The 12790-nt window shown below is 59.3% G+C and carries 10 protein-coding genes; 6 read left to right on the top strand and 4 right to left on the bottom strand.

The features are described 5' to 3' along the window. Positions 1-253 precede the first annotated feature (253 nt). Positions 254-1243, top strand: a complete 990-nt coding sequence (tauA, locus tag AC1DRJ_RS11165) for a taurine ABC transporter substrate-binding protein (protein WP_477802186.1) — start codon at positions 254-256, stop codon at positions 1241-1243. Between the two features lie 112 nt (positions 1244-1355). Here tauA and argA read toward each other — a convergent pair whose 3' ends face one another. Both argA and argE read right to left on the bottom strand, forming a co-directional pair. Further along, complete coding sequence (gene argA, locus AC1DRJ_RS11160) at positions 1356-2654, bottom strand: amino-acid N-acetyltransferase (protein ID WP_477802185.1); 1299 nt, start codon at positions 2652-2654, stop codon at positions 1356-1358. A 145-nt stretch (positions 2655-2799) separates the two neighbouring features. Next, on the bottom strand, positions 2800-3963 hold the full coding sequence (gene argE, locus AC1DRJ_RS11155) for an acetylornithine deacetylase (RefSeq protein ID WP_477802184.1): 1164 nt from the start codon (positions 3961-3963) through the stop codon (positions 2800-2802). A gap of 156 nt (positions 3964-4119) precedes the next feature. On the opposite strand from argE, the gene AC1DRJ_RS11150 reads away from it, so the two are divergent. After that, complete coding sequence (locus AC1DRJ_RS11150) at positions 4120-5487, top strand: CYTH domain-containing protein (RefSeq protein ID WP_477802183.1); 1368 nt, start codon at positions 4120-4122, stop codon at positions 5485-5487. Positions 5488-5556: 69 nt separating this feature from the next. Here the strand turns inward: AC1DRJ_RS11150 and AC1DRJ_RS11145 are convergent, their stop codons facing one another. Then, positions 5557-6021 carry an Lrp/AsnC family transcriptional regulator gene (locus AC1DRJ_RS11145; RefSeq protein ID WP_027926471.1) on the bottom strand — a complete coding sequence of 155 codons (465 nt, stop codon included), beginning with the start codon at positions 6019-6021 and terminating at the stop codon, positions 5557-5559. Between the two features lie 126 nt (positions 6022-6147). On the opposite strand from AC1DRJ_RS11145, the gene AC1DRJ_RS11140 reads away from it, so the two are divergent. The 3 genes from AC1DRJ_RS11140 to AC1DRJ_RS11130 all read left to right on the top strand — a co-directional run bounded on the left by AC1DRJ_RS11140 (position 6148) and on the right by AC1DRJ_RS11130 (position 8754). Then, positions 6148-6486, top strand: a complete 339-nt coding sequence (locus AC1DRJ_RS11140) for a hypothetical protein (protein ID WP_477802182.1) — start codon at positions 6148-6150, stop codon at positions 6484-6486. An 89-nt stretch (positions 6487-6575) separates the two neighbouring features. Continuing rightward, the gene (gene tfpB, locus AC1DRJ_RS11135) at positions 6576-8360 is read left to right on the top strand and encodes a type IV pilus assembly ATPase TfpB (RefSeq protein ID WP_477802181.1); all 1785 of its coding nucleotides are present in this window, start codon (positions 6576-6578) and stop codon (positions 8358-8360) included. Positions 8361-8433: 73 nt separating this feature from the next. Further along, complete coding sequence (locus AC1DRJ_RS11130) at positions 8434-8754, top strand: DUF2388 domain-containing protein (protein WP_477802180.1); 321 nt, start codon at positions 8434-8436, stop codon at positions 8752-8754. A 175-nt stretch (positions 8755-8929) separates the two neighbouring features. Here AC1DRJ_RS11130 and gcvP read toward each other — a convergent pair whose 3' ends face one another. Next, positions 8930-11803, bottom strand: a complete 2874-nt coding sequence (gene gcvP, locus AC1DRJ_RS11125) for an aminomethyl-transferring glycine dehydrogenase (RefSeq protein ID WP_477802179.1) — start codon at positions 11801-11803, stop codon at positions 8930-8932. Positions 11804-11956: 153 nt separating this feature from the next. On the opposite strand from gcvP, the gene AC1DRJ_RS11120 reads away from it, so the two are divergent. Next, positions 11957-12790 (top strand): DegT/DnrJ/EryC1/StrS family aminotransferase (locus AC1DRJ_RS11120; protein ID WP_477802178.1); only part of this gene is annotated, 834 nt, incomplete at its 3' end.

The raw sequence follows: 12790 nt of genomic DNA, 5'->3' as shown, positions 1-12790 counted from the left end.
CTTTGTGTGTCTACGACCATGGTCTAATCCCCCGTTTTTTGGTCAATGTTGGACATGTGCTCGTCATAAATCTGTAAAGAACTAGCCCATGCGTTTTTCATACCTTTAAGGAATTTAGCCCTGTACTACGCGCTGCCACGGAATAGAGCCCCCAGCTCATAAGCTAATTACCAAATGGTATTTGTTCGATGTTTTTTAGATCGTTTAGCGTTTGAAGCAATTCGGAAACAAACCCCCACCGAAAGGCAATGCCATGACGACCAGACGCGAACTATCCAGCCTCTTTGTTACAGTTTGTGTGTCCCTGATATTTTCTCATTCCGCTCAAGCGGCCAACCTGACTGTGGGTTATCAAACCGGAATCGACCCCAGCAAAGTCCCCCAGGCGGATGGCGTGTACGAACAAGCCATCGGCCAGAAAATTGACTGGCGCCGATTCAACAGCGGCCCCGAAGTGGTGACCGCCATCGCTTCCGGCGACGTGCAGATCGGCAACCTCGGTTCCAGCCCTTTGGCCGCAGCCGCCTCGCGCAATCTGCCGATCATCGCGTTCATCGTGTCCGCCCAGATCAATGCAGCCGAAGCCCTAGTGGTGCGCAACGGGAGCGGCATCGACAAACCGCAAGACTTGATCGGCAAGACCATCGCCACCCCCTTCGTTTCAACCTCTCACTACAGTTTGCTCGGCGCACTGAAGCACTGGGGCCTGGACGCCTCGAAAGTCAAAGTGGTGAATTTGCAACCGGCGGAGATCGCAGCAGCATGGAAGCGTGGTGATATTGATGGCGCGTTTGTCTGGTCTCCGGCGCTGGGAGAAATTCGCAAGACAGGCAAGACATTGACGGATGCCGCGCAGGTCGGTCAGTGGGGGGCGCCGACGTTTGAAGTCTGGGTCGCGCGTAAAGATTACGCAGAGAAACACCCTGAGGTGGTGGCCAAGTTTGCCAAGGTCACCCTGGACTCGTTCGCCGACTACGCCGCGCATAAAGACAGCTGGACCGCCGATTCGGTACCTGTGCAGAAAATCGCCAAACTGACCGGTGCCAATGCGGTCGATGTGCCGGAGTTGTTGGCCGGCTCTACGTTCCCGGATGCCAAGACCCAGCAGACCACAGCGCTATTGGACGGCGGCACGGCCAAGGCGATTGGCGAAACGGCGAAATTCTTGAAGGAACAGGGGAAGGTTGAAACGGTGCTGCCGGATTATTCGGCGTATGTCAGTGCGAAGTTTGTGGCTGAATAATTGCCAGGGGCTGCTGCGCAGCCCATCGCGAGCAGGCTCGCTCCCACAGGAAATCTCCAGTGAATGCAGATACATTGTGGGAGCGAGCCTGCTCGCGATGGGGGCGCCGCGGTTATAAGGTTTTTTCGAAGATCTTCGAATTACGCTGATAGTTGTACAGCGAAGCCCGCGCCGAAGGCAGGCGTTCTACGCTGCTCGGCACAAACCCGCGCTCGCGGAACCAGTGAGCGGTACGGGTCGTCAGCACGAACAGGGTTTTCAACCCTTGGGTCCGGGCACGGGTTTCGATGCGCTCCAGCAGTTCATCACCGCGCCCGCCATGGCGGTATTCCGGGTTCACTGCCAGGCACGCCAGCTCTCCGGCGTCCGAATCGGCAATCTGATACAACGCCGCACAGGCGATGATCATGCCTTCACGTTCGACTACGCTGAATTGCTCGATTTCACGCTCCAGCACTTCACGAGAGCGACGCACCAGAATCCCCTGCTCTTCCAGCGGGCTGATCAAATCCAGCAAACCGCCGACATCCTCAATCGCCGCTTCGCGCACAATTTCAAATTGCTCCTGCGCCACCAGCGTACCGCCACCGTCGCGGGTGAACAGCTCAGTCAGTAGCGCACCGTCTTCGGCATAGCTGACGATATGGCTGCGCGCCACGCCGCCCCGGCACGCTTCTGCCGCCGCATCAAGCAGCTCAGCCTGATAGTTGCTGCCCAGACGCTGCAAATGCGCCGGCACTTGTTGCGGACGCAATTCTCGCACCAGACGACCGTTTTCATCGATCAAGCCCAGGTCGGCGCCGAACAGCAGCAACTTGTCCGCGCTCAGGTCGATGGCCGCACGCGTGGCGACGTCTTCGCAGGCGAGGTTGAAGATCTCACCGGTCGGCGAGTAACCCAGCGGCGACAACAAGACGATGGAGCGCTCGTCCAGCAGGCGATTGATGCCTTTGCGGTCGACCCGACGCACTTCGCCGGTGTGGTGATAGTCCACGCCTTCGAGCACACCAATCGGGCGCGCCGTGACCAGATTGCCGCTGGCCACCCGCAAGCGCGAACCCTGCATCGGCGATGAGGCCATGTCCATGGACAGGCGCGCTTCAATGGCGATACGCAGCTGACCGACCGCATCGATCACACACTCCAGCGTCGCGGCATCGGTGATGCGCATGCCGTGATGGTAATGCGGGGTCAGGCCTCGAGCGGCGAGGCGGGTTTCAATTTGCGGACGGGAACCGTGAACCAGCACCAGCCGTACGCCCAGGCTGTGCAACAGCACCAGGTCGTGGACGATATTGCCAAAATTCGGGTGTTCCACCCCATCGCCGGGGAGCATGACGACAAAGGTGCAATCGCGGTGGGCATTGATGTAAGGCGAAGCGTGACGAAGCCAATTAACGTAGTCGGGCATGAACCTGGGCCTGTAAATAAATAGCAGCCAAAAAATGGGCGACACTGAAAACGCACAGCGGGCTGATGGTTATCGTCGGAACAGGCTTGGCGACACGCGCGCTCTCCTGATGGATACGGGTTTGAACACTGGCAATTTACAACACCTACAAGGATTGCAATGCGGCCGGTGTCAGGCAGTAATGTTGAACCAATTGTCGTAATAGATGCACCGTAGGCTGCAAACGTGACATTTCCAGGTATTCCCCCGGCTGGTGGGCGCAGGCGATATCACCCGGGCCAAGCACCAGCGTCTCGCAGCCAAGTTGCTGAAGATAAGGCGCTTCTGTGCCGAACGCCACTGCTTCGGCGCGATGGCCGGTGAGCTTCTCGGCAATCCGGACCAATTCAGCGTCCTCGGCCTGTTCAAAAGGGGGTACTTCGGGGAACAACGGCGCGTAATCGATTTTCACCTGATGCCGTTCGGCAACCGGTTTGAGCCGCTGCAGAATCTCCGCACGCAAGGCTTTGGGGTCCATACCCGGCAACGGTCGCAGGTCAAACTCCAATGAGCACTGACCGCAGATACGGTTAGGGTTATCGCCACCATGGATGCAGCCGAAGTTCATGGTCGGTGTCGGTACGCCAAACTGCGGATTGCGAAATTCGCGCTGCCACAACAGACGCAGACCGCGTAATTCGCCGATCGCATCGTGCATCGCTTCAAGGGCGCTGTGGCCCAGGCTTGGGTCCGAGGAATGGCCGCTCTGACCGAGAATGTCGATGCGCTCCATCATGATGCCTTTGTGCATGCGGATCGGCTTCAGCCCGGTCGGCTCGCCAATGACCGCCGCGCGGCCCAATGGACGCCCGGCTGCGGCCAGTGCGCGGGCACCAGACATCGAGCTCTCTTCATCGCAGGTAACGAGGATCAGCAGCGGCTGTTTGAATGGCTGATCGAGCAGCGGTATTACCGCTTCGATGGCCAGGGCGAAAAAACCCTTCATGTCGCAACTGCCCAGGCCAACCCAACGGCCATCCACTTCGGTGAGCTTCAGCGGATCGGTCTGCCACAACGCGCCGTCGAACGGCACCGTGTCACTGTGACCGGCCAACACCAAGCCACCAGGGCCCGAACCAAAACTGGCGAGCAGGTTGAACTTGCCGGGGCTGACCTGCTGGATATCGCAGACAAAACCCAGATCGCCAAGCCACGTCGCTAGCAAATCGATCACCGGGCGGTTGGTCTGATCCAGGTTCGGTTGGGTACAACTTACCGACGGTGCAGCGATCAGCGCAGCGAACTGATCTTTCATGGACGGTATAGGCATCGCTGACTCCAACTGCCGAATTGAAGTCCATCATAGAACCATCCGGCGACAGGAATAAACCGTCGCGGCGCGTAGGTTTATCCAGTGCTGTACACTGCACGACCTTGGCAGCCACACATTCCCCCGGCTGCGCTCCCGATTCTGGATTTTCCGGCCATGCAGAAAGAAACCGAAATCAAGCTCCGCGTCAGCCGCGAAACCCTCGCCGCCCTGCGCGAGCACCCGCTCCTGAAAAAACGCAACAAAAGTGGCTGGGAACGCCGTGAGTTGATGAATCAGTACTTCGACACGCCTGAGCGCGACCTGGCCCGTGCCAAGGTTGCCCTGCGCCTGCGCCGCGATGGCGAAGAAGTGATTCAGACCCTCAAGACCCGTGGCCAAAGTGTCGCCGGCCTGTCCGAGCGTAACGAATACGACTGGAACCTGCCCAAAGCCAAGCTCGACGTGAAGAAACTCGACGGCGAATGCTGGCCCGAGGAACTGGCCGAACTGGACAAGAAAACCCTCAAGCCGATTTTCACCACCGATTTCGTGCGCGAACGCGCGGAAATCGCCTGGGGCCGTGGCAAGACCAAAGTGGTCATCGAAGCTGCGCTGGACCTGGGCCACGTGATCGTCGGCAAGCAGAAAGAAGAAATCTGCGAGCTGGAACTGGAATTGCGCGAAGGCGAGCCGGCTGCCCTGCTGGAACTGGCTGCCGAACTGGCCGCGACCCTGGCCCTGATGCCATGTGACATCAGCAAGGCCGAGCGCGGTTATCGCTTGTACGACGCCAACAGCTATTCGCTGAGCCTGCCGGCGCCGCAAATCACCGCCGAAACCCCGCTGGACGATGCCTTCGCCGCGCTGAGCTGGCATTTGCTGGGCAGCAGCCAGCGCCTGGCCGAGCAATATCGCTTCAACGGCCACTGGCGCCTGCTGCAGGACTGGGTCGAAAACCTCGCTGAATTGCGCGCACTGCTCAGCAGCCTGGGCCAGGCCGCGCCACGCCAGTCGACGCACGACCTGCGCCTTGCGTTGGACGCGTTGCTGGAAGACTGGCGTCCGTTGGTGCTAGCCGGTATCGAGGACGAAGACGTGCGCAAAGCCGCGCCGGAACAATTCCTCGAGGAGCTGGAAGATCCGCGTTGGGGCCTGTTCTCGCTGAGCACCTCACGCTGGTTGCTGGCCCGCACCTGGTCGGCCGATCGCAATGTCCGTGGCAATCGCCAGGGCGCGGCGCAACTGGGCAGCTGGTTGCCGCGTTTGCTGGGAGAAGAAGCGACCTCCCTGCAATTACAGCGTTATCAGCAACAACCGGAAGACCTGGCCGAGCAACTGCCGCGCATCGAACGCATCCAGGCCTGGCTGCACCATGCCCGTCACGTGCTGGACATCCCGGAAATGGATCGCCTGTACGGTGAATTGAAACAGCTGGCGCTGCTGGCTAACGAGCCGATTACCGATGAATCGCTGGATGCGCGCAAGCAGCAGGCGATTGCGGTTTATCAGAATCGTGCCTGGAAAATGCTGCTGCGTATGTAAAACCTTATGGTTAGGGGGCTTTTGTGGTGAGCCACAAGAGCCCCTCGCCACAAAAGCGCTCTGCCTGTGCTACACCGGCAAACTCGTCGTCGACTTGATTTCCGACAACGCCACAATCGAGTTCACTTCCTGTATCCCCGGCACCATCGACAGTTTCTCGAAGAAAAACCGCTCATACGCCTCAATGTCCGCCGTGACAATCCGTAGCAAAAAATCCACCGACCCCATCAGCACATAACACTCCAGCACCTCCGGAAACCCGCGAATCGCCTCGGTGAATTCTGTGAAGTTCGAACGCCCGTGCGCGTTGAGTTTGATCTCGGCAAAGATCTGCGTGTTCAGCCCGATCTTCTTGCGATCCAGCAATGTCACCTGCCCGCGAATGATCCCTTCTTCTTTCATCCGCTGAATCCGCCGCCAGCACGGCGACTGCGACAGCCCCACCTGTTCGGCGATCTGCGCGCTGGAGAGCGAAGCGTCCTCTTGCAGCAACGCGAGAATCTTGCGGTCGTAGCCATCCAGCTCGCTTTGCATAGAAAAACCTTTAATCACTATATTTTTGGATTATTCGATTCGGTAAATCGCCAATAAGCCCAATCATAGATAAGAAATGCCCAACAACGAATGTAAAAATTCCTCCAGTGATTTCGGAGACCGACCATGCCGCATTTAGAAGCCGTCCATACCCTGCCCACCCGCGCCGATGTCTGGAACGTCAGCAACGCCCACAGCCGGGTTCACTATCAATTGCTCGCCGAAGCGGAACCGGACCTGCTGTGCCGGGCGCTCAATCTGTTCGCCTTGCAGTTTCTGACACCACAACAGGTCAATGTGCAGCGACGGGATGACTTGCTGTCGATCGACATCGTCATGGACGGTCTCAGCTGGCATCGCGCCCAAGTGATTGCGGAGAAACTTCGTAACTTGATCAGCGTCTGCTCGGTCGAGCTGCAAGCGGCTGATGCGGTGTGGGATGAGCCGGCCCAGGCGGCAGGCTGAAAAACCGCGACACGACTTTGTCCGGTAGTGGCCCAACGGTCGACAGGTCCGCGACTATCCTTCGCGGATTGTGTTCATGAGGAGCCCGCATGTCCGTTCAACTTGCCATTCAGGACCGCTGGCTGGATCTCAATGATTTATTGCGCGAACTGGTCGCCCAAGGCTTTATCAGCCATGACTCGGCCGAGCACGCGCTCAATGCTCGCCGCCGCCACACCGCCAATGGCCAGCTGCACCCGCTGGAATTCATTGCCAGCCAACACCTCGACGATCTCAGCCGTCCCGGAAAACGCCTGGACCTGGAGAACCTGACCCTGTGGCTGGCGCAACAGGCCGGCCAGCCTTACTTGCGCATCGATCCGCTGAAGATCAACGTCGCGGCCATTACGCCGTTGATGTCCTACGCCTTTGCCCAGCGCCACAAGATACTCGCGGTGTCCATCGACCGCGACGCGGTGACCGTGGCCAGCGCCCAACCCTACGTCAAAGGCTGGGAAGCCGACCTGACCCACGTGTTGAAGCTGCCGATCAAACGGGTCGTGGCCAACCCTGTCGACATCCAACGGTTTAGCGTCGAGTTTTTCCGGTTGGCCAAATCGGTCAGCGGCGCGACCAGCGCCGATCAACAGACCAGCGCCCTGGGCAACTTCGAGCAGCTGCTCAACCTCGGCGCCAGCGACCAGGAGCCGGACGCCAATGACGCGCACATCGTCAACATCGTTGACTGGCTGTTTCAGTACGCCTTCCAGCAGCGCGCCAGCGATATCCACATCGAACCCCGTCGCGAGCAAGGCACGGTGCGCTTTCGCATCGACGGCGTGTTGCACAACGTCTATCAATTCCCGCCACAGGTGACCATGGCCATCGTCAGTCGCCTGAAGAGCCTCGGGCGGATGAACGTCGCGGAAAAGCGCAAACCCCAGGACGGCCGGGTGAAAACCAAGACCCCGGCCGGCGGTGAAGTCGAGTTGCGGCTGTCGACGTTACCGACGGCATTCGGCGAAAAAATGGTCATGCGGATTTTCGACCCGGAAGTCCTGCTCAAGGATTTCGACCAGCTAGGGTTTTCCGCCGAAGACCTGCGTCGCTGGCAGGACATGACTCGTCAGCCCAACGGCATCATTCTGGTCACCGGGCCGACCGGTTCGGGCAAAACCACCACGCTGTACACCACGCTCAAGAAACTGGCGACGCCAGAGGTCAACCTCTGCACCATTGAAGACCCGATTGAAATGGTCGAGCCCGCGTTCAACCAGATGCAGGTCCAGCACAACATCGACCTGACGTTCGCCGCCGGCGTGCGCGCGCTGATGCGACAAGACCCGGACATCATCATGATCGGCGAGATACGCGACCTCGAAACCGCCGAAATGGCGATTCAGGCGGCGCTCACCGGCCACCTGGTGCTCTCGACGTTGCACACCAATGACGCGCCGAGCGCAATCAGTCGCCTGTTGGAACTCGGCGTGCCGCACTACCTGATCAAAGCCACGGTGCTCGGCGTCATGGCCCAGCGCCTGGTGCGCACGTTGTGTCCGCACTGCAAAGCACCACTGACGCTCGGTGAAGAGGACTGGCAAACCCTGACCAAACCCTGGCAAGCCCCTCTGCCCACCCACGCCCAACGTGCCATCGGTTGCCTGGAATGTCGCGACACCGGCTATCACGGCCGCGCCGGGGTTTACGAAATCATGCAACTGACTGACGGGGTCAAAGCATTGATCAATCCGGACACCGACTTGCTGGCGATCCGCCGTCAGGCGTTCAAGGAAGGCATGCGCAGCTTGCGGCTATCCGGGGCCCAGAAAGTCGCGGCGGGTCTGACCACAATTGAAGAGGTGCTGCGAGTGACGCCGCAGAGCGAGCAAAAGTAAACGCGCTCGCCCATGGAACTCGATTGGGGGTTGGCTATCCAACGCCGCAGTCAACCCAGTGGAGTCACCCATCATGCGTTTCAAACTTGCTGTCACCACCGTCGCGCTGCTGTCTCTTTCAGTCGGTAGCGCGATGGCCGATGATAGCTTTTGGCAAAATGTCCTCACCTCTGGTGCAACCACCGCCTCGACCTACCTGACGTCCAAGGACAACAAAATGGTCATCGCCGCCCAGGACGATGCCAGCAGCTTCGTCGCCAGTGACGGCGGCATTCGCGGCCCTTACCTGGAAGCGGCAATGCAGAAAGTCCGCGCCGACAACCCGGGCTTGCAGGCCACGGACATGCAACTGGCGAATGCGATTCTGGCGAAGAATACCGTCGCTTCGGAATAAGTCCATCGATACAAAAATGCCGCTCAACTGAGCGGCATTTTTTTTGCCCGAACACGAATCCCCTGTGGGAGCGAGCYTGCTCGCGATAGCGGTGTAACAGTCACTGAGATGTCTACTGATGAACCGCTATCGCGAGCAAGCTCGCTCCCAAAGGGGTTAGGTGTGCGGCGAGATTTCAGCGGTAATCGTCGACCGGGACACAGGCGCAAAACAGGTTTCTATCGCCATAGACGTTATCGACCCGGTTCACCACCGGCCAGTATTTGTGCTGTTTGGTGTGCGCATCCGGTGTGACCGCCTGCTCAATACTGTACGACCGCTCCCATACCCCGGTGATGTCCGCCAAGGTGTGTGGCGAACGCTTCAACGGGTTGTCCTCGGCCGGCCAGTTGCCATTTTCCACCTCGCTGATTTCCGCCCGGATACTCAGCATTGCCCCGATAAACCGGTCCAGCTCGGCCTTCGATTCACTTTCGGTCGGTTCGACCATCAAGGTCCCCGGTACGGGAAACGACATGGTCGGCGCATGGAAACCATAATCCATCAGGCGCTTGGCAACGTCTTCTTCACTGATACCGGTCAGCGCTTTCAGCGGCCGCAGGTCAAGGATGCATTCGTGAGCCACTCGGTCATTGCGCCCGCTGTACAGCACAGGGAATGCTCCGGATAAATGCTGCGCCAGGTAGTTCGCGGCGAGGATCGCCACTTCGCTGGCATCCGCCAGTTGCGGCCCCATCATCGCAATGTACATCCAGCTGATAGGCAAAATGCTTGCGCTCCCCCAAGGCGCCGCGCTCACTGCGCCGTTCTGTGGCAAAGGGCCGTCGATGGGCACCACCGGGTGATTGGCCACGAACGGCGCCAAGTGCGCCCGCACACCAATCGGCCCCATGCCCGGCCCACCGCCGCCATGGGGGATGCAAAACGTTTTGTGCAGGTTCATGTGTGACACGTCGGCGCCAATATCCGCCGGTCGTGCCAGTCCGACCTGGGCGTTGAGGTTGGCGCCATCCATGTACACCTGACCACCGTGACTGTGGATAACTTCACAGATCTCGCTGATGCCTTCCTCGTAGACGCCGTGTGTCGACGGATACGTCGCCATCAGGCAGGCAAGTTTGTCTCCTGCCTCCGAGGCTTTTTGCTTGAGGTCATCCAGATCGACGTTGCCTGCGTCGTCGCACTCGACAATGACCACGCGCATCCCGGCCATCTGTGCCGAGGCCGGGTTGGTGCCGTGGGCCGAAGAGGGAATCAGGCAAAGATCTCGCTCTCCTTGATGACGGCTCTCGTGGTATTTACGGATCGCCAGCAACCCGGCGTATTCACCTTGGGCGCCGGAGTTGGGTTGCATGCAAATCGCATCGAAACCGGTGATCGCGCAGAGCCAGCGTTCCAGTTCCTCGATCATCAGCGAATAACCCACGGCCTGTTCCTTCGGCACAAACGGGTGCAGGTTGGCGAACTGCGGCCAGGTGATGGGAATCATCTCGCTGRTGGCATTGAGCTTCATGGTGCAGGAGCCCAGCGGGATCATGGACTGGTTGAGGGCAAGGTCCTTGTTCTCCAACTGCTTGAGGTAGCGCAGCATCTCGGTTTCGCTGTGGTGCGCATTGAACACGGGGTGGCGCAGATAAGGTGAGGTGCGCAACAGCCCGTCAGGAATGCCGGAAGCCAGCGTTTCGGCGTCCAGTTCGTCGATATTCAGGCCATGATTGGCCCCGAGGAACACATCGAACAACTTTGCGACGGTGGTTTCGTCAGAGGTTTCGTCGAGGCTCAACCCCAACTGCCCTCGCCCCAGAATCCGTAAATTGATCTGCGCCGCTTGAGCGCTTTCGATGATCGCGGACTGGGTGCCACCGACCTCCAGGGTCAGTGTGTCGAAGAAGTGTTTGTTGAGGCGACTGACGCCACGACGCTCAAGGCCGGCGGCGAGGATGCAGGTCAAGCGGTGCACTCGCTGGGCAATGCGCTTGAGCCCTTCAGGGCCGTGATAGACCGCATAGAAACTGGCGATGTTGGCCAGCAGCACTTGAGCGGTGCAAATGTTCGAGTTGGCCTTTTCCCGTCGAATGTGTTGCTCGCGGGTTTGCAGGGCCATGCGCAAGGCAACATTGCCGCGGGCATCTTTTGACACGCCGATGATCCGCCCCGGAATCGCCCGCTTGTACTCATCGCGGCTGGCAAAAAACGCCGCATGCGGCCCGCCGTAGCCCATGGGCACGCCAAAACGCTGGGATGAGCCGAAGACCACATCGGCACCCAATTCCCCCGGCGGCGTCAGCAACAACAGACTCAACAGGTCAGTGGCGACACACGCCAGCGCTTGCTGCGCGTGCAGATGATCGATCAAGGGCCGAAGATCACAGATCTCGCCGTGGGTATCGGGGTATTGCAGCAGGGCACCGAACACCTGGTGTTGTTTCAAGTTATCCACTGAGTCGATGATCAGCTCGAACCCGAACCCTTCGGCCCGTGTCTGCACCACTGAAATGGTCTGCGGATGACAGTGTTCGTCGACGAAAAACAGATTGCTTTTGGACTTGGCGACACGCTTGGCCAGCGCCATGGCTTCCGCCGCTGCCGTGGCCTCATCCAGCAGTGAAGCGTTGGCCAGTTCCAGGCCGGTAAGGTCGATAGTCAGCTGTTGGAAGTTCAGCAACGCTTCGAGCCGCCCTTGGGCAATCTCTGGCTGATAAGGCGTATACGCGGTGTACCAACCGGGATTTTCCAGCACGTTGCGCACAATGACGTTCGGCGTCAGGGTGCCGTGGTAGCCCATGCCGATCAGGCTGGTCCATACCTGGTTTTGCTCGGCGTAGCCGCGCAGTTTGGCCAGTGCGGCTTGTTCATCGAGGGCGGGCGGCAGGTCGAGTGCGCGGTTCAGCCGGATTCCTGGCGGCACCGTTTGCTCGATCAGTTCCACTCGGCTGCCGAGGCCGAGGCTGTCGAGCATCGCCTGCTGCTCGGCGGCATCAGGCCCGAGATGGCGGCGCAGAAAGGCATTGGGATCGCGTAACTGGCTCAAGGACGGCAACTGGGACATGACGGGCTCTCTCTTGGATGGCGCTCAGCGTCGATGCAACACGGTCAAACCAGCATAGCAGCCGATATCCGAGGGGATGGCTTGGCGCCGACGGCCATTGCGGACATCATGCTCGACATCTGCCCTATGTCCGCTGATCAGGTGCCTGTATTTATGAGCCAACTGCCTTTCCTCCCGTTCTCGAAACCCACCATCGATGAAGCCACGATTGCAGCAGTCGGCGACGTGTTGCGCTCGGGCTGGATCACCAGCGGCCCGAAGGTCCAGGCCTTTGAGCAACAACTCTCGGCGTATTTTGGCGGGCGTCCGGTGCTCACCTTCAATTCCGGCACCTGCACCATGGAAATCGCCTTGCGCGTTGCCGGGATCGGGCCAGGCGATGAAGTGATCACCACGCCGATTTCCTGGGTGGCCACGGCCAACGTCATTCTGGAAGTCGGCGCCACCCCGGTGTTTGCCGACATTGACCCGATTACCCGCAACATCGACTTGGATCAGTTGGAAGCGGCAATCACCCCGCGGACCAAAGCGATCATTCCGGTGTACCTCGCCGGTTTGCCGCTGGACATGAACCGGTTGTATGCGATCGCCAAAAAACACGGATTGCGGATAGTCGAAGACGCCGCACAAGCCTTGGGTTCGAGCTGGAGCGGTCAGAGCATTGGCTCGACCGGTGATTTCGTGTCCTTCAGTTTCCAGGCAAACAAAAACATCACCTCTTCTGAGGGCGGCTGTTTGGTGCTGAACAATGAAGAGGAAGTGCGACTGGCGCAGAAGTACCGTTTGCAGGGCGTCACCCGCAGCGGCTTCGATGGTCTGGATGTCGACGTGCTGGGCGGTAAGTTCAACATGACCGACGTCGCGGCAGCCATCGGTCTTGGGCAATTTGCTCATATCGGAGCAATCACCGCCCATCGCCGTGAACTGGCCCGGCACTATTTCGCGTGTTTTGGTGAGGATTTCGAAGCGTTCTACGGGGCTCAACTG

The sequence above is a fragment of the Pseudomonas sp. P5_B2 genome, assembly GCF_056400445.1.
The sequence above is the reverse complement of the archived record's forward strand: the minus strand, read 5'-3'. Positions and strand labels throughout refer to the sequence as shown.

Bases quoted from the DNA above. Each gene is read 5' to 3' on its own strand.
- tauA (WP_477802186.1), top strand. From the start codon at position 254: ATGACGACCAGACGCGAACTATCCAGCCTCTTTGTTACAGTTTGTGTG.
- argA (WP_477802185.1), bottom strand. From the start codon at position 2,654: ATGCCCGACTACGTTAATTGGCTTCGTCACGCTTCGCCTTACATCAAT.
- argE (WP_477802184.1), bottom strand. From the start codon at position 3,963: ATGCCTATACCGTCCATGAAAGATCAGTTCGCTGCGCTGATCGCTGCA.
- AC1DRJ_RS11150 (WP_477802183.1), top strand. From the start codon at position 4,120: ATGCAGAAAGAAACCGAAATCAAGCTCCGCGTCAGCCGCGAAACCCTC.
- AC1DRJ_RS11145 (WP_027926471.1), bottom strand. From the start codon at position 6,021: ATGCAAAGCGAGCTGGATGGCTACGACCGCAAGATTCTCGCGTTGCTG.
- AC1DRJ_RS11140 (WP_477802182.1), top strand. From the start codon at position 6,148: ATGCCGCATTTAGAAGCCGTCCATACCCTGCCCACCCGCGCCGATGTC.
- tfpB (WP_477802181.1), top strand. From the start codon at position 6,576: ATGTCCGTTCAACTTGCCATTCAGGACCGCTGGCTGGATCTCAATGAT.
- AC1DRJ_RS11130 (WP_477802180.1), top strand. From the start codon at position 8,434: ATGCGTTTCAAACTTGCTGTCACCACCGTCGCGCTGCTGTCTCTTTCA.